This is a genomic window from Candidatus Aquiluna sp. IMCC13023, from assembly GCF_000257665.1.
Lineage (GTDB): Bacteria > Actinomycetota > Actinomycetes > Actinomycetales > Microbacteriaceae > Aquiluna.
The window spans coordinates 121,792-137,405 of record NZ_AJKR01000001.1 but is presented as its reverse complement, the minus strand read 5'-3'; the positions used below and the strand labels follow the sequence as shown (position 1 = coordinate 137,405).

General features: G+C 51.0%; 17 protein-coding genes. 8 read left to right on the top strand and 9 right to left on the bottom strand.

All coding sequences use genetic code 11. The features are described from left to right. Both ispD and IMCC13023_RS00705 read right to left on the bottom strand, forming a co-directional pair. A complete protein-coding gene (ispD, locus tag IMCC13023_RS00710; RefSeq protein ID WP_007540190.1) occupies positions 1-1,119 on the bottom strand; it encodes a 2-C-methyl-D-erythritol 4-phosphate cytidylyltransferase in 1,119 nt (372 codons plus the stop codon). A gap of 3 nt (positions 1,120-1,122) precedes the next feature. Beyond that, positions 1,123-1,605, bottom strand: coding sequence for a CarD family transcriptional regulator (locus IMCC13023_RS00705; RefSeq protein WP_007540188.1), 483 nt, complete (start codon positions 1,603-1,605; stop codon positions 1,123-1,125). A gap of 91 nt (positions 1,606-1,696) precedes the next feature. Here IMCC13023_RS00705 and IMCC13023_RS00700 point away from each other — a divergent pair, with 91 nt between their 5' ends. Further along, positions 1,697-2,170, top strand: a complete 474-nt coding sequence (locus tag IMCC13023_RS00700; protein WP_007540186.1) for a hypothetical protein — start codon at positions 1,697-1,699, stop codon at positions 2,168-2,170. 5 nt (positions 2,171-2,175) lie between these two features. Here the strand turns inward: IMCC13023_RS00700 and IMCC13023_RS00695 are convergent, their stop codons facing one another. Together IMCC13023_RS00695 and IMCC13023_RS00690 are read right to left on the bottom strand one after the other, a co-directional pair. Further along, on the bottom strand, positions 2,176-2,856 hold the full coding sequence (locus IMCC13023_RS00695) for a response regulator (protein ID WP_007540183.1): 681 nt from the start codon (positions 2,854-2,856) through the stop codon (positions 2,176-2,178). Further along, positions 2,853-3,914, bottom strand: coding sequence for a sensor histidine kinase (locus IMCC13023_RS00690; RefSeq protein WP_007540182.1), 1,062 nt, complete (start codon positions 3,912-3,914; stop codon positions 2,853-2,855). The genes IMCC13023_RS00695 and IMCC13023_RS00690 overlap by 4 nt, the downstream gene beginning before the upstream one ends. A 177-nt stretch (positions 3,915-4,091) precedes the next feature. Between IMCC13023_RS00690 and phoU the strand changes: the two genes are divergently transcribed. After that, positions 4,092-4,742, top strand: coding sequence for a phosphate signaling complex protein PhoU (phoU, locus tag IMCC13023_RS00685; protein WP_007540179.1), 651 nt, complete (start codon positions 4,092-4,094; stop codon positions 4,740-4,742). Here the strand turns inward: phoU and IMCC13023_RS00680 are convergent. From IMCC13023_RS00680 to IMCC13023_RS00660, 5 genes are all read right to left on the bottom strand, one after another. Continuing rightward, positions 4,739-5,485: a phosphoglyceromutase gene (locus IMCC13023_RS00680; RefSeq protein WP_007540177.1), complete on the bottom strand. Its 747-nt coding sequence runs from the start codon at positions 5,483-5,485 to the stop codon at positions 4,739-4,741. The two genes, phoU and IMCC13023_RS00680, sit on opposite strands and share 4 nt — an antisense overlap. Positions 5,486-5,495: 10 nt before the next feature. After that, a complete protein-coding gene (locus tag IMCC13023_RS00675) occupies positions 5,496-6,563 on the bottom strand; it encodes an FUSC family protein (protein WP_007540175.1) in 1,068 nt (355 codons plus the stop codon). Next, positions 6,560-7,528: a CAF17-like 4Fe-4S cluster assembly/insertion protein YgfZ gene (gene ygfZ / locus IMCC13023_RS00670; RefSeq protein ID WP_007540173.1), complete on the bottom strand. Its 969-nt coding sequence runs from the start codon at positions 7,526-7,528 to the stop codon at positions 6,560-6,562. Before ygfZ ends, IMCC13023_RS00675 begins: the two co-directional genes overlap by 4 nt. Then, positions 7,521-8,117 carry a heme-binding beta-barrel domain-containing protein gene (locus IMCC13023_RS00665; protein ID WP_007540171.1) on the bottom strand — a complete coding sequence of 199 codons (597 nt, stop codon included), beginning with the start codon at positions 8,115-8,117 and terminating at the stop codon, positions 7,521-7,523. Before IMCC13023_RS00665 ends, ygfZ begins: the two co-directional genes overlap by 8 nt. A gap of 121 nt (positions 8,118-8,238) precedes the next feature. Continuing rightward, positions 8,239-8,493 carry a hypothetical protein gene (locus tag IMCC13023_RS00660; protein ID WP_157775946.1) on the bottom strand — a complete coding sequence of 85 codons (255 nt, stop codon included), beginning with the start codon at positions 8,491-8,493 and terminating at the stop codon, positions 8,239-8,241. Positions 8,494-8,558: 65 nt separating this feature from the next. Between IMCC13023_RS00660 and IMCC13023_RS00655 the strand changes: the two genes are divergently transcribed. The 6 genes from IMCC13023_RS00655 (at position 8,559) to pstA (ending at position 15,611) form a co-directional block, all read left to right on the top strand. Beyond that, on the top strand, positions 8,559-9,251 hold the full coding sequence (locus IMCC13023_RS00655) for a winged helix-turn-helix transcriptional regulator (RefSeq protein WP_007540165.1): 693 nt from the start codon (positions 8,559-8,561) through the stop codon (positions 9,249-9,251). An 11-nt stretch (positions 9,252-9,262) separates the two neighbouring features. Then, entirely contained in the window at positions 9,263-11,374 is a 2,112-nt protein-coding gene (locus tag IMCC13023_RS00650) for an RNA degradosome polyphosphate kinase (protein WP_007540163.1), read from the top strand. After that, the gene (locus IMCC13023_RS00645; protein ID WP_007540162.1) at positions 11,374-12,327 is read left to right on the top strand and encodes an NUDIX hydrolase; all 954 of its coding nucleotides are present in this window, start codon (positions 11,374-11,376) and stop codon (positions 12,325-12,327) included. Before IMCC13023_RS00650 ends, IMCC13023_RS00645 begins: the two co-directional genes overlap by 1 nt. Before the next feature lie 92 nt (positions 12,328-12,419). Continuing rightward, positions 12,420-13,529 (top strand): phosphate ABC transporter substrate-binding protein PstS, encoded by a 1,110-nt coding sequence (gene pstS / locus IMCC13023_RS00640; protein WP_007540161.1) that lies wholly within the window; start codon positions 12,420-12,422, stop codon positions 13,527-13,529. Between the two features lie 91 nt (positions 13,530-13,620). Beyond that, entirely contained in the window at positions 13,621-14,547 is a 927-nt protein-coding gene (pstC, locus tag IMCC13023_RS00635) for a phosphate ABC transporter permease subunit PstC (RefSeq protein WP_007540160.1), read from the top strand. After that, positions 14,547-15,611 carry a phosphate ABC transporter permease PstA gene (gene pstA, locus IMCC13023_RS00630; RefSeq protein ID WP_007540159.1) on the top strand — a complete coding sequence of 355 codons (1,065 nt, stop codon included), beginning with the start codon at positions 14,547-14,549 and terminating at the stop codon, positions 15,609-15,611. The genes pstC and pstA overlap by 1 nt, the downstream gene beginning before the upstream one ends. Positions 15,612-15,614 lie beyond the last annotated feature (3 nt).

The window sequence follows — 15,614 nt, the reverse complement described above, 5'->3', positions numbered from 1 at the left end:
CTAGCCACGCATTCTCACAAGGGAAGTTGCCACAGCGGCTATTCCCCTTGAGTCGGCCAAGAAACCAAGCCCATCGGTCGTGGTAGCCAAGACAGAGACGGGAGCCCCAATTATTTGACTTAAGTGTTGCTCAATTTCTAATCGCCGCGGACCGATTTTTGGCTCATCTGCAACCACCTGCACCGAAACGTTGGCCGGTTCAAAACCAGCGTCGGACAGCAAACCAAGTGCTGCTCGCAAGAACAGCTCACCGCTAGCACCCTGGTACTCGGGCCTGTCAGTTCCAAAATTAGAGCCGATGTCCCCCAAGCTGGCTGCAGCGAGAAGGGCATCTACGATCGCGTGGGCAACTGCATCTCCATCGCTGTGCCCAGAAAGTAATGGATATTCAGGCCACTCTATGCATCCCAGCATCAGCGTCCCCGAATCACTGAACTGGTGCGCATCAACGCCAATTCCAGAGCGAACATCGGCAAAGATTGCTCGTGCCCGCTCGAGATCTGATGGAGTAGTGACCTTAAAGCCGTGCTCGTGGCCATCGACTATCGCGATGGGCACACCCATTGACTCTAGGAGAGCCGCGTCATCCGTAAAGTCCGCAGTCGCTCTGGCCAAGCCGTCTCTGAGAGTCGAAACCCGAAACCCCTGAGGCGTTTGGGCAAGCCTCAGCTGGTTGCGATCAACAGTCTTATCGACCCAGTTGTCCTTTACCCGCTTCACGGTGTCTGAAAGCTTAATAGTTGGAACAACGCAATCTGCCCACTCGAGCGCACCTTTTACCCGGTCAAATACTTCTTTTGGAGCAAAGGCCCGAGCAGCATCATGTACCAGAACAAAATCGGATGTCACTTCGTTCATGCCAGCGGCTACCGACATTTGCCTCGTACTGCCACCGGTTACAACCTTGAAATCTAGGAAGAATTTAGCGGTTAGTCTTTCGAACTCCGCCGTCAGGCCCTCGGGCGCGACCACAATCAACTGGTCTGGTTTGAATTCTGAAATGTTCATCAAAGAAAGCTCTAATAAGGTTTTTCCGGCTACCGACACCACGGCCTTCGGAACTGACGCCCCAAGCCTTGCGCCCTTGCCGGCAGAGACCAACACCACCGCTACGGTCATTTTTTAGCTTGCCAATACCTTGTCAAGCTCAGCAGATGCCTTTTCCTCGTCTACCTTGCGTGCAAGAGCAAGCTCTGAAATAAGAATCTGTCTTGCTTTGGCTAGCATACGCTTCTCACCGGCACTCAAGCCACGGTCTTGGTCACGACGCCACAGGTCTCGAACTACCTCAGAAACCTTAACAACATCACCGGAGGCGAGTTTTTCTAGGTTTGCCTTGTATCGCCTGGACCAGTTAGTTGGCTCCTCCACGAACTCGGCTCTCAGCACATCAAAGACCTGCTTGACGCCCTTCTTGTCGATTACGTCTCGAACCCCAACCATTTCGACATTTGCGGCTGGAACCTGAATAATCAGATCGCCCTGAGCCACTCGAAGCTTTAGATAGGTTTGAGTTTCACCGCGAACAGTTTTTTTCGAAACTTCGATAATTTCTGCGGCACCGTGGTGAGGATAAACAACTGTTTCGCCAACTTCAAACTTCATACACTTCTTTCGGCTTCAAAACCCTTATTTTACCACAGTTCCCGCCAATTACCTAGGCTAGACTTTCGGTGTTAGCTAAAGCGGAGGACCCTTGCAAATCAAGAAATTAACTGCCCTTTTGGTCACAGCCCTGACAGTCGTTGCACTTTCTGGTTGCTCGTTGAGCCGAAACGTGTCCTCGCTGGATCCCTACTCTCCTAGCGACGGGGTTATTAGTGACATTGGGAGCTTGAAGGCAAGAAATCTACTCTTTATAAAATCCGAAGGGCCCCAGGCGGTTCTAATTGGCTCTTTCGTGAACAGCTCAGATACCGCTATCAGCGCAAATATTCAGACCGTTGATCAGGATAACAATCGAACGATTTACAAGTTCGAAGTTGGCCCGAAAGCCAAGTACGACCTGGGCTATGGCGGCAATGTCGGTATTTTGCTAGAGATTGCGGAGGGACCGGGTTCGATGCACACTATTTTTGTGAGCGACGGCATGAACCCAATACAGATGGCAGTTCCGGTGCTCGACGGTTCTCTTGCTGAGTACCGCCCATTTCTTGAACTTTTGAACTAGCGAACCTAAGCCTCGAACTTATATCCCAGACCTCTTACGGTAGTCAGATGAACTGGCCTGGCCGGATCTTCTTCGATCTTTGATCTAATCCGCTTCACGTGAACATCAAGAGTTTTGGTGTCACCAAAATAATTTGAACCCCAAACTCGGTCAATAATTTGACCCCGGGTTAGTACTCGGTTCACGTTTTCCATCAGTAGCTCCAGAAGCTCGAATTCCTTTAAAGGCATCTGAATTCGTTCGCCGTTGACGGTCACCGTGTGGCGCTCGAGATCCATTTCGACCGGTCCGGCTTTAATCAAGCTTGAAGAAACAGTGGCGGTTTCGGTCCCACGTCTAAGGACAGCTTTCATTCTGGCGAGTAGCTCTCTAGATGAATAAGGTTTTGTAACGTAGTCATCAGCACCAATTTCAAGCCCGACAACCTTGTCTATTTCCGAATCCTTTGCGGTGACCATGATTATTGGGACTTGGCTCTCTGCCCTGATTGCCCTGCAGACCTCGTTGCCGTTTACCCCCGGGAGCATAAGATCCAGAAGCACCAAGTCGGCACCCAAGCTGAAAAAGATGTCGATGGCACTTCGGCCGTCTTCAGCCTCAATAACGTCGTAGCCTTCTTTTTGCAAAAGATACACAAGAGGTTCCCGAAGGTTTTGCTCGTCCTCAACAACTAAAACTCTGGTCAATTTGTCTCCCTGTTCTGGATAGGTAACCTAAGCGTGAAAGTGCTTCCGACACCCTCTTTTGAAAATAGCCTGACCTCACCCTTGTGGTTCGACGCCGCGTGTTTGACGATTGACAGCCCGAGTCCTGTCCCACCGGTATCTCTAGACCGCGATGGGTCAACGCGGTAAAAGCGCTCAAAGATGCGCTCTTGTTCGTCCTCCGAAATACCAATTCCAGAATCGGTGACAGCGATCTCCGCTACTCCACCGATTTCTTTCAGCCCAATTCCGACTTGAGAACCCTTGTCAGAGTAAGCGATGGCGTTTTCGACCAAGTTACGAACCGCAGTGGTGAGCATTTCGTAGTCTCCAACCATTCGAGAGCCCTTTATGGCACTGGTCACTAGCTTCACCCCACGCTGCTCGGCAAGCACCTGGTTGCGATCTACCGCATCGTTGATCACCAGCGCAAGATCAAGCTCGACTGCCGTATCAGAAAGGTTTGCGCCCTGCACCCTGGAAAGCTGCATCAGCTCCTGAACTAGGCTGCCAAGCCGTGCCGCTTCCTTCTGAAGAGAGGCCGAGAATTTCCTGATGGTATCCGGGTCGTCATGAGCGCCAGCAATCGCCTCGGTTAGCAGGCTTATTGCACCAATTGGAGTCTTGAGCTCGTGAGACACGTTTGCTACGAAATCTCTTCTGGTTACTTCTAGTCGTTTAGCCTCTGTCCGGTCGTCTACTAACAGCATCACGTAGCGGTCACCGAACTTAGCGGCACGGGCATGGACCCAAAGCTGCTCTCGCTGGAGACCGGCCTCGATTTGAAGCTCTTGTTCAGCCGCACCCGATGTTGACCTGGCATCTTCGACTAAACGAACAAGAGCCGAGTGAATCAGGTGTCTATTTTGAACCAAGCCGAATTGAATTGCACCAGGGGATGCCCGCAAAACCAAGTTCCGCTCATCTAAAACCACACCTGCGGTTGCCAGGACATCGACGACTTGAGCTGCAACAATCTCGAAAGCATCAACCTGACGAGCGTCAGCTTGATTCGCTTTTTTGTTGCTAAGAATGCCCAAGAACTTTTCCTAATCTCGTGTTTACCAAGTAAACAAGTGCCTTTGAAACAAGACTAGGTGTAAATTTGTATTTATAAGCGCTAGTTTTCCGCCGGTTAGTTCGAAGTTAATCTGAAATTTGAATAGCGGTGGGACACTCGGGCATCTTTCAAGAAATTAGCAAGCAGTTAGGAAAAAATGCGCGCAGTATTCCAGCAAGAACTAATTGAAGTCCAGACCCGACTGGTCGAACTGGGTAAAGAGGCCCGCACAATCATGCAAAAAGCCTCGTCAGCATTTCTAACCAGCGATGTTTCGCTAGCTGATGAAGCGCTTGCGTTGACGGACGCGAACGAAGAGCGCGCTTTGGACTTAGATGAACTAGTAATTAAGATTTTGGCGACCCAGTCCCCGGTTGCACGAGACCTTAGAATTTTGGTTTCGGCACTTCGAATGAGCGCCTCCATAGAGCGAATGGGCTCACTTGCCTCACACATCGCCGCAATTGCCCGATACCGTTACCCTGGCTCCGCAATCCCCGATTCTCTTCGTGGCACCTTCGAAGAGATGGCAAGACTAAACCTAAAGCTTGCCGACAAGGTCATTATCTTGCTTCGCGACACCGATGTTGACTTGGCCCGTGAGATTCAGGCAGAGGACGAAGCAGTGGATCTACTCCACAGAAAAGTATTCGACATTGTGCTGGGTCCAGATTGGTCCGAAAATGCCATGTTCACGGTCGATGTGACACTGGCTTCGCGCTACTTCGAAAGATTTGCCGACCACGTTGTGGATATTTCATCCAAGGTGAGCTTCCTCCAAACTGGAGACTGGCAAGAACTTAGTTAATGCTTTCCCTGCGATGCAACTGCATCCGCTCCGGCTTTAGCCGCTTCAGGATCCAGGTAACGGCCGCTTTTTTCTAGTGGCTGAAGGTTTTCATCAAGCTTGTAGTGAAGTGGAACTCCGGTTGGAATGTTGAGATCGGTAATTTCGTCATCGCCGATGCCATCCAAGTGCTTTACCAGTGCCCGAAGCGAATTACCGTGTGCGGTGACCAAAACCGTCTTGTTATCTCTAAGAGACTTAGCGATTTCGCGTTCCCAGTAGGGCAGCATGCGCACCAGGACATCCTTGAGGCACTCGGTGTCGGGTAAATCTTGTCCGAGGTCCCTGTAACGCTCATCGTAAGCCTGGGAATATTGAGAATCTTCAGCAATCGCCGGCGGAGGAGAATCGAAGCCTCTTCGCCAGATCTGAAATTGCTCCGGTCCATACTTTTCCAAGGTTTCGGCTTTATCTAGGCCCTGCAAGGCACCGTAGTGCCGCTCGTTCAATCTCCATGAGCGCAGCGTTTCGATCCAATTGCGGTCCATTTGATCCAGGGCAATGTGGGCGGTGTTTATCGCTCGCTTTAGAACCGAAGTGTAGAGAATGTCCGGCTTGAGTCCAGAAGCTTCGATGAGCTCTCCGGCCTTCTTGGCTTCCTGCCTCCCCTGGTCGGTCAAATCAACGTCCACCCATCCGGTAAAGAGGTTTTTCTGGTTCCATGTCGAATTGCCGTGGCGCAGCAGGATCAAGTCATAAGTCATGTGGGAAAGCTTAGTCAACCTTAGGAAGCAGCGACCTGGCCTGATCCGCGCCTATGCCAGCTGCGACAGCAAGGTCCACGAAGAGTGGCCTAATTTCAAGCAGCAGGGCACTCTCAGAGATTGTCAGCGGTGGGTCAAAAACCTTTGGGCTCAATCCAGCTGGAATTTTTCTAAGATATTTTTTCGCCTTTTGAATTACCGAAAAATCATCGGAGGTTTGCTCAAGTAACTCGGTAGCAATGATTATTTTTCCCACCAGGTCAGCAAGCTGAGGCCGAGGTTTTTCGTCTTTCACTAGAAAATGCACTCGCCTAGTAAGCACCCTTAGATTCCTGGTAGCCAAATCCATGCCTTCTGCAACCTGCCACTGCTGACTAATCTCTTTTGTGGTCCAGCGATAAAAGGGAGAAATTTTGCTGATCGCAAGCGCACTTTCCAGCGAGCTTTTCCAATTGTCGACCAAGGGCTGAGTTTTACGAATTTCGGTGAGAGCTTGATCGGCCAAATCTACATTTGGGGACCTCAGCACCGCCGCAACGGTTGAAAGCGTGTTTCTAAAAACCAGAAACAATGCCTTTGAGTCTTGTCTTGCCAACTTGATTGGGTTGCGTGGCATGAGTGAAACAAATATCAGTGCAATGGCGCCGCCAATCAAACCATCAATCGCCCGAGAGTAGATACCGGTAACCGGGGTTTGCATCAATTGGACCAAAACAGCCTGAATCGCAACCGTGATTGTAAAGGCCGGGTTGGAGGTAAAGAGCCTTGCGATCATCAGAGCAAGCAGTATTGCTATCGCTAACTGCAGAGCACCGCTGCCAAAAGTTTGCAAAAGAGTCTCGCTTAGAACGACTCCCGAGAACATAGCTATGGCCGTAAGTAAGACCTGCTTGGGCTTGGTATCGCGACTAAAGCCGAGCGAAGAGATCGCAACCGTGACCGCCAGAAGGGGCACTTGATGGCCGAGAATGTAGCGGGCAAAAAGGTAAGAAGACAGCGCCGCAAGAACTATTTGCCCGATTGTCCAGAGCGAATCCCTGACTCTTGCAAAGGAAAATCTAATTACAAATCGGTTCATTTCCGGCCGGTGAGCTTGAAAGCTGCGGGTCTTGGGAGATCCGCCGCCTTTCCTGCATCGTGAGGCACTAAGACTTCTTGCATGGCAGAAACTCGGAAGCTACCGGATTCGATAAACAAATCTAGATATGGAGTATTTCTATTCACCAGCGCGAGTGCTAGCGACCCGGTTTCGTAGTGGAGGGCACCTGCTACAACTTTGCCAACTTCTTTTTCCTGGTAAAAAACTTTGTCATCTTTGCTGGCCAAAACATCGCCCTGCTCGAGATTTAGGATAATCAACCTTCTAGGCGGATGACCTAGGTTGTGGACTTTCGCAACGGCCTCTTGGCCGCGGTAGCAGCCCTTACTCAAATGGACAGCGGACGACAGCCAGTCAAACTCGTGAGGTAGCGAGCGATCGTCAACATCTTTTATCTCCGGTCGACCAACGCTAATGCGAAGAGCCTCATAAGCTAACAGCCCGGCTGGCGTAAGGTCCGTTGGGGCTTCTTTGAGTAGATACTCCCGATATGGAAACTCAGCCCGCTCTGCGGCGTAACGCACGGAACCCACTGGCTCATTTTCAAACTTGTCGATCCAGCACAAGCCTTCTCGAATAAAGAACCCGCCGATTACCCTTAGGTCAGCGCGCTCAGTAATCTCAACCTTTGAACGAAAAACCATTTTTCGAAGCCAGGCAATCAAAACCTCCAGGCGATCTGCGGCGGTGATGATCGAAACGCCAGCTTCAGTGGCAATAATTTTTAGCTGTTGCTCGATTCTTCCCTGAGGCGTTAGCAAAAGCGCCTCAGCACTCTCACCCTCTTTAAGATTCATGATGTTCTGCGATAGCAGCGAGTGCAGCCAGCTTTTAGCATCCGGACCATTTACTTCAAAAACGCTCTGGTCGGTGCGCTCCACGTAGGCATCCTGGGACAAAAGTTTTCGCTGCTCAAGAAGAGGGTTGCCGTAGTGGTCAGTCAACCTGCTTCTCCAATCTCGCCGATGCGTGGGATCTCAAAGGGCTGCCAATGGCCGCCATGTCCCATGCCCAAAGTAGGGCACCTTCTACTAGTCCGAACATGCGTTGGCCCGCTGTGTATTCCTTGGAATTAGGGGACCTTAGAACGGCGTCGGTCGCAATGTCGACTCTCGCACCTTTTATTTGGCCGAAGTAGAGCTCAGAAACAGAGTCAGAATTGGTGATGATTGCTTCGATTTCAAAACCATCGTTTTTGTTCCTAAGCAATTCCAAATCGTCACGAGTTTCAATCATGGGTTTTCCGCTTCCGGGCAAAAGGCCGGGTCCAGGTTGGTCCGCGGTGCTTATTTGCGCAAGCATCCAGTAGCCCTGCTCCTGGGTAATGAGAGCACCTTGAGAGTCTGAGACGATTGAGCGGTATTCAAGCTTCCCGGTGGAAAGAGGAGTGAATTCGACCCTCTGAAAAAATTCGATTTCGGTTGTGGCAGCTCCTTCGACCGGATAACTAACAACACCTGAGCCGCTCCAGCTGCCAAGCAGAAACGTAAATGGGGTGAGTGCTATTGGTAAGTCATCGGGGATAACGAACAAACTAGCTCTGGCCCTTGAATAACTTGAAGACCACTAGCGCGGACACACCTGCGATAGCGATTGTGGCCAAAACCAACAGGCCCGTAAAAAATATTTCGATTGCCAACAACATACTCACAGTCTATCTGACCAATGCAATCAGCGTCATAACACCAAGGATTGTGACGGTGCCAGTTGAAACATAAATTTGCTGCCTTACGGTGTCCTTGGACTTTCTTGAGAACAAGTGCTCGAGGCTCACAAGGGCAATAGCCGCTCCGGCTATGGCGGCGAATGCCGTGTAGAGACGATCATCGGAATAACTAAATAGGGCGACAATGCCTGCGATCAGGACACCCGTCCAAATCACTGCAATCTGCAACCACTGCCTACTCACGCCTCAAACTCTACCCAAATAGGCGTAAATTCGGACTATTATTTGGCTAAACGAAGGGTGCTGACATGGCTATTGTCTTGTGCATTTCACCCGCGGGTGCCAGCCCACTGGGCGCCCTTGATGCCCTCGGACACCAGCTGATTCAAGTCACGTTTGATCCGCAAAGCCTCGCCGAATCACCCAGACACGACTTAGTTTTACTTGATTGCAGACATGATCTCATGGGTGCAAAATCCGTTGCAAGAATTTTGAGCGCCGCGGGCTGGACCAAACCCCTGATGCTGGTTGCGAACGAGAGCGTTCTTGCGGCAGTAAGCGTCGAATGGGGGCTGCACGACTTTGTTTTGGAAGGCGCGAGCCTGGCAGAAGTTGATGCAAGACTGAGAATTTTGCTGGAAGCAAAACAGACAACAGCGCCGGACCTAGGCCATGCCACTGGACTAGTTATCAACCTCGATAGCTACACCGCGAAAATGGCAGGTCAGACGCTAGACCTAACATTCAAGGAATTCGAACTACTGCGGCACTTGAACGAAAATCCAGGGCGGGTTTTCACCAGAGAGCAGCTCCTCAGCGAAGTCTGGGGATACGACTACTTTGGTGGCACGAGGACCGTGGATGTCCACATAAGGCGCCTTCGATCCAAGCTCGGGGAGCACGAGTCTTTGATTGGCACCGTTAGGAACGTCGGCTACCGATTGGACCCTGAGCGTCAAGAAGCTGAAATAAGTTCACCTACTGCTAACCCGCAGCTGTAAGGATTAGGTCCATGTCAGAAGAAACACAAATTATTTTTCAACCGGAGTCGCAACCGGATTTACCTCAGGGTCGCTTTCTAGATCGCGAACTGAGCTGGCTGGAGTTTAATCAGCGCGTCCTGGAGCTTGCCGAAGATAAATCACTACCGCTTTTAGAGCGCGTGCATTTCTTGAGTATTTTTGCCTCCAACCTCGATGAATTCTTTATGGTTCGGGTCGCTTCACTGAAAAGAAGAATCGCGACCGGAATCGCGGTTCAATCGGCTTCAGGCCTTAGCCCTCAGGAGGTTTTGCAGCGCATCTCCGACCGAACCAGAGACCTGCAGTCGCGCCATGCCGAATTGTTTGCTACCGAGATTTCCCAAGAACTCAGAGTCAACGGCATCGATGTTGTGCAGTGGTCGACCCTTTCTGAGCCAGAGCACGACGCACTTCACGAATATTTCACCAACCAGGTGTTCCCGGTTTTGACGCCGCTCGCCGTGGACCCAGCACATCCTTTTCCATACATATCCGGACTGTCACTAAACCTCGCGGTGGCCCTTCGGAACCCCAAGACTGACTCGGAGCACTTCGCCAGAGTAAAAGTACCGTCTCTATTGCCGCGCTTCGTACTGGTCCCTGGATCAGAATCTAGTTACGTGCCCCTTGAAGAGATAATGGGGCAATTTCTAGGCGAGCTTTTCCCAGGCATGGAAGTTACTCAGCATCACATTTTCCGGGTCACTAGAAACGAAGACCTTGAGGTCGATGAGGACGAAGGCGAGAACCTATTAGTTCAGCTTGAAAAAGAACTACTTCGCAGAAGATTTGGTCCACCGGTTCGCCTCGAGGTAGCAGAGGACATCGACTCACAGGTTCTGAGTCTGCTCCAGCGAGAACTGGATATTTCCACTACCGACGTTTACCACCTTCCAGAGCCACTGGACCTTAGGGGTCTAACCGCAATCGCATTTCTTAGGCGGCCAGAGCTGCGTTTTGAGCCGCATTCGATCACCACAAACCCCTACCTGGAGGCCGACGAGGACGAAGCCGCAGATATTTTTGCCGCTCTTCGCGAGCGAGAAGTTTTAGTTCACCACCCCTACGAGAGCTTTGCTACCAGCACTCAGGCATTTTTGGAACAGGCCGCTGAAGACCCTCAGGTATTGGCGATAAAACAAACTCTCTACCGCACCTCTGGAGACTCTCCGATAGTGGATGCCCTGATAGATGCCGCTGAGGCTGGCAAGCAAGTTTTGGCGCTGGTGGAAATCAAGGCTCGATTCGATGAAAAAAATAACATCGGTTGGGCAAGAAAACTGGAGGCGTCAGGAGTCCACGTTGTATACGGGATTGTTGGGCTAAAGACTCACTGCAAGCTCTCACTGGTGATAAGACAAGAGGGAGACCAACTTAGGCGCTATTGCCACATAGGAACCGGAAACTACAACCCAAAAACTGCCAGGTATTACGAAGACTTCGGGCTTTTGACTTCCAGGGAATCAGTTGGAAAAGACTTGACTCAGCTTTTCAACCAGCTCTCGGGATTCTCAACTGAGCCCGGCTACAGCTCGATATTGACTTCTCCTGTTGGGGTGCGCGAGGGACTCGTTGAGCGAATTCAGCGCGAAATCACCAACAAAGAAAATGGCAAGCCGGCCAAAATTCGAATGAAATTGAACTCCTTAGTAGACGAGCAAATTATCGACCAGCTCTACTTTGCATCAATTGCGGGGGTTCCCATCGAAATCCTGGTTCGAGGTATGTGTGCGCTAAAACCCGGCATCGATGGCCTAAGCGAAAACATAAAGGTTGTATCCGTGCTCGGGCGCTATCTAGAGCACAGCCGAGTGTTCTTCTTCGAAAACGCAGGTGACCCCGATGTCTTTATTGGGAGTGCAGACATGATGCACCGAAACCTCGATCGACGGGTCGAGTCATTAGTGCAGATAACCCAAACTGATCAAATAAAGGAACTCAACGATCTTTTGGAGCTTGCCGTCAGTGGCACGGTCGCGATCTGGGAACTTGAGTCCAGCGGTATTTGGCGAAGGGATTCCAAGAATCACGATGGGGAGCCCCTGATTGACATGCAGGACGAAGTAATGGCGAGAACTCTATTGAAAAAAAGGGTTAGGTAATGACCGTTTACGCGGCCGGTGCGGTGTGCTGGAGAATGTCAAAGGGCGAGATAGAACTGGCCATTGTCTTCCGAACCAAGCACAAAGATTGGACCTTTCCCAAGGGAAAGGTTGACCCGGGGGAACTGCTGCCAGAAACCGCAGTGAGAGAAGTTGAAGAAGAAGCCGGCATCAGAATCAGGCTCGGTCGAAAGCTTGCGGTCATCGATTATGAGCTGGACTCCGGCGAGACCAAAGAGGTTCACTATTGGGTTTCCAAGGTCAAAGACAGCGCAATTGCAAAATCAAAGTTCACACCCAACGATGAAATCAAAAAAGTCGAGTGGTTCACAGCCAAAAAAGCCATGAAACAGCTCACCTACGACCACGACCGTGAGCTACTAGCAAAAACCCTTGAGTTTTACGATCAGGGTGAACTCGAAACCAGAGGTCTAGTAATTCTTCGCCACACCTCAGCAACGCCGCGGGCCTCATGGGCCGGAGAAGAGGCTAAAAGGCCGTTGCTACCAGAAGGACGTCAGCAGGCAAAACGGTTGGTTGGTCTGCTGGATGCTTACGGCCCAAAGCGATTGGTCACAAGCCCTTGGACAAGATGCCAGCAGACTGTTGCTCCGTACTCCAAAAAAACAAAGCGAACCCTGATTGAACGTTCTCAACTAACTGAACTTGCAAACGAACGCGGTCCAAGAAAAACCAAGAACGTCATTGAAGACACCTTTGGTCAGACCAAAAATGCTCTTATCTGTTCACATCGTCCAGCGCTTCCGACGATCCTCGAAACCTTTTCCAAGTATGCGAGCAAGGAAATCACCCCTGCCCTGACCGCCGAAAAAACCTTGGCGCCTGGAGAGTTTTTCGTGCTGCGAGTCACCACAGGGCCGAAGCCAAAAATTATTGCCTACGAACGCGTCTACTTGGAATCGGAATTATCAGAGGCAAAACTTAGCGCCTAATTCATCAGCTGTTTACTTGGTTTACAAGCCAAGTTTGTATTCCCTTTCTAACTTGGCTCTCGCCTAACAAAACCCATAAGGAAAGGTAATACATGAACAACATTCTCAAGCTTGGTGCCCTGGCTGCTGCCAGCACCTTGGTGCTAGCAGGCTGTGCAGCTAACGAATCGGTCGTAGAGACCCCAACAAGCGCTGCCGCCGGATCAACAGAAACAGTTGTTGAGCTAACCGGAACCCTAAACGGTTCTGGCGCATCTTCAATGGCTGCTGGTCAAGAAGCGTGGATTGCCGCTTTCCAGATTGCAAACCCGGGTGTGACCGTGAACTATGACCCAACCGGTTCTGGTACCGGTCGTGCTCAGTTCATGGAGGGTGCAACTTCCTTCACCGGTTCCGACTCGTACTGGAAAGACGAAGAACTACTTGAAGCCTTCCCAAGCTGCGAAGTTGGAACAATGCCGTGGGAGTTCCCAATCTGGATTTCTCCGATCGCAGTTATCTTCAACCTTGATGGTATCTCGAGCCTAAACATGGAGGGTGCAACTGTTGCTGGCATCTTTGCTGGCGAGATCACAATGTGGAACGATTCAGCAATCGCCGCTGCAAACCCAGGCGTAGCTCTTCCTGAACTACAGATCACAGCGGTACACCGCTCTGACGAGTCTGGTACCTCGAAGAACTTCACTGACTACCTAGCAAAGGTTGCAGAGAACGTCTGGACCGTGGGTGCAATTGAAGCGTGGCCAGTTGAGTACGGTGGCGAGGGTGCACAGGGCACCTCGGGAGTTGTCTCGGCAGTTACCGGTGGTAACGGAACAATCGGTTATGCAGACGCATCACGCGCCGGTGACCTTGGAACCGTTGCAGTAAAGGTCGGAACTGACTTCGTTTCATACTCAGCCGAAGCTGCTGCTGCAGTAGTTGACGCATCACCACTAGTCGAAGGACGCGAGTCATACGACTTGGCAACCAAGATTGACCGCAACACCACAGCATCAGGTGCCTACCCAATCGTTTTGGTTAGCTACCTAATGGGTTGCAACGACTACGCGGATGACGCACAGGCAGAACTAGTTCGCGCCTGGGCTTCATTCCTAGTTTCAGAAGAAGGACAGAACGCAGCTGCGGCGTCAGCTGGAAATGCACCAATCTCTGCTGGTCTTCGTGCAAAGGCACAGGCCATCATTGACGCAATCAAGTAACTGAACATTAGGTTAATAGAACCCGGCCTAGGTCTCCTAGGCCGGGTTTTATTTACTAACTTTGTACCCATACAAATAAGTAGAGGAAATAATGACCGACACTAAGCCGAAGGCAGTTCGACGCCTCGGCGATGTCGTGTTCGCGAACCTAGCTTTTTTCGCAGGTGTCAGCATCCTTGCAACTCTTGCCACTGTCGCAGCCTTCTTGTTCGCACAGTCAGTTCCGGCATTTACCGGACCGCCAATCGACGCAGCCTCTGAGGGGTTCTTTAGCTACGTTCTTCCTTTTGTTTTTGGCACCGTTTATGCCTCGGTTATTGGATTGGCGATTGCAACTCCCCTGGCAGTTGGAATCGCCCTTTATATTTCACACTTTGCTAATCGCAGATTTGCCCAGGTTCTCGGTTACGCAGTAGATCTTTTGGCAGCAATTCCTTCGGTGGTTTACGGCCTCTGGGGAATCTTGGTACTGGCGCCATTTCTAAGCCCGACCTTCAATTGGCTAAATGCGAACTTGGGCTGGATTCCGATGTTTGCTGGGCAGGTGTCTGCCACTGGAAGAACAATGCTGACGGTGGGTATCGTGCTAGCGATCATGGTCCTTCCGATCATGGCCGCGCTCATTCGCGAAATCTTCTTGCAGACCCCCAGGCTCCACGAGGAAGCAGCTCTTGCACTTGGCGCAACCAGATGGGAAATGATCAAGATGGCAGTGCTGCCATTCGGTCGCCCGGGAATCATCTCAGCAGCAATGCTCGGCCTAGGCCGAGCACTTGGTGAAACCATGGCGGTCGCCATGGTTTTGTCACCTGCGGCCGTGGTCTCATTCGCAGTTTTGACCTCGACGAACTCCAACACGATCGCCGCCAACATCGCCCTCCAGTTTCCAGAGGCTGGCGGTAATTACACGAACCTTTTGATTGCGACTGGGCTGGTCCTGTTTGCGATCACAATGGTTGTCAACATGATTGCCCGCTGGGTTATTAGCCGCAGAGCAGAATTCTCGGGGGCCAACTAATGACAACGCAGCTAAATTCAAGCTTCCGAGGAACCCAAGACCTACCAAAGTGGCTGTCTCCAACATTATTAGTCAGCTTTTTCTTGGCCTCTTTTGGCCTGCAGGTCTTGATTGCATCGGATAGTGACAGTGCTGCAATCAACTTTATTCCGGTTGCAATTTTTGGACTTCTTGGCTTCACAGTTGCTATCTATGTAATTTCCAGGGTTATCGAGGGGGTCCGAAAAGCAACCGATCGTCTGGTGACGATCATGGTTTCCACAGCCTTCTCACTTGCGCTGATTCCACTTTTGTCTCTTGCCTACACGGTCGTAACCAAGGGAGTTGCAAGATTCGATGCTGAATTCTTTACTTTCTCGATGCGAAATGTTGTCGGCGAAGGTGGCGGAGCACTTCACGCAATCATCGGAACCGTCGAAATAACCGGTATAGCAACCCTTATTTCAGTGCCCATCGGAATCATGGCTGCCATCTACCTCGTGGAATATGGCCGCGGAACAGTCGCTCGTTTAGTCACTTTTTTTGTTGATGTCATGACCGGGGTTCCATCGATTGTGGCGGGGCTTTTTGCTTATGCGCTTTTTGTAATCTTCTTTGGACCTGGAGTCAGAATGGGTCTTGGCGGAGCTATTGCCCTGAGCCTGTTGATGATTCCGGTTGTCATCAGAGCGACCGAGGAGATGCTGAAGATCGTTCCCAACGAGCTTCGAGAAGCGGCCTACGCGCTTGGGGTTCCAAAGTGGCTGACAGTTCTAAAAGTTGTTCTTCCCACCTCGCTTGCGGGTATTGCAACCGGCATCATGATAGCTATCGCTCGAGTAATCGGAGAGACCGCTCCGCTTCTATTGATCGCGGGATTCACGGCTTCCATGAATTACAACCCGCTAAATGAGCGCATGATGACACTTCCTGTTTTTGTCTACACTTCCTACGCCAACCAAGGTGTGGACATGCAGGCCTATTTGGATAGGGCATGGGCTGGAGCTCTAACGTTGATGCTTATCGTCATGGTCCTAAACCTCGTTGCCCGACTAATAAGCAAGTACTTTTCTCCGAAGGGATAAAGA

Excerpts from the sequence above, each read along its gene's own strand:
- ispD (WP_007540190.1), bottom strand. The coding sequence starts at position 1,119 with ATGACCGTAGCGGTGGTGTTGGTCTCTGCCGGCAAGGGCGCAAGGCTT.
- IMCC13023_RS00705 (WP_007540188.1), bottom strand. The coding sequence starts at position 1,605 with ATGAAGTTTGAAGTTGGCGAAACAGTTGTTTATCCTCACCACGGTGCC.
- phoU (WP_007540179.1), top strand. The coding sequence starts at position 4,092 with ATGCGCGCAGTATTCCAGCAAGAACTAATTGAAGTCCAGACCCGACTG.
- IMCC13023_RS00680 (WP_007540177.1), bottom strand. The coding sequence starts at position 5,485 with ATGACTTATGACTTGATCCTGCTGCGCCACGGCAATTCGACATGGAAC.
- IMCC13023_RS00675 (WP_007540175.1), bottom strand. The coding sequence starts at position 6,563 with ATGAACCGATTTGTAATTAGATTTTCCTTTGCAAGAGTCAGGGATTCG.
- IMCC13023_RS00655 (WP_007540165.1), top strand. The coding sequence starts at position 8,559 with ATGGCTATTGTCTTGTGCATTTCACCCGCGGGTGCCAGCCCACTGGGC.
- IMCC13023_RS00650 (WP_007540163.1), top strand. The coding sequence starts at position 9,263 with ATGTCAGAAGAAACACAAATTATTTTTCAACCGGAGTCGCAACCGGAT.
- IMCC13023_RS00645 (WP_007540162.1), top strand. The coding sequence starts at position 11,374 with ATGACCGTTTACGCGGCCGGTGCGGTGTGCTGGAGAATGTCAAAGGGC.
- pstS (WP_007540161.1), top strand. The coding sequence starts at position 12,420 with ATGAACAACATTCTCAAGCTTGGTGCCCTGGCTGCTGCCAGCACCTTG.
- pstC (WP_007540160.1), top strand. The coding sequence starts at position 13,621 with ATGACCGACACTAAGCCGAAGGCAGTTCGACGCCTCGGCGATGTCGTG.
- pstA (WP_007540159.1), top strand. The coding sequence starts at position 14,547 with ATGACAACGCAGCTAAATTCAAGCTTCCGAGGAACCCAAGACCTACCA.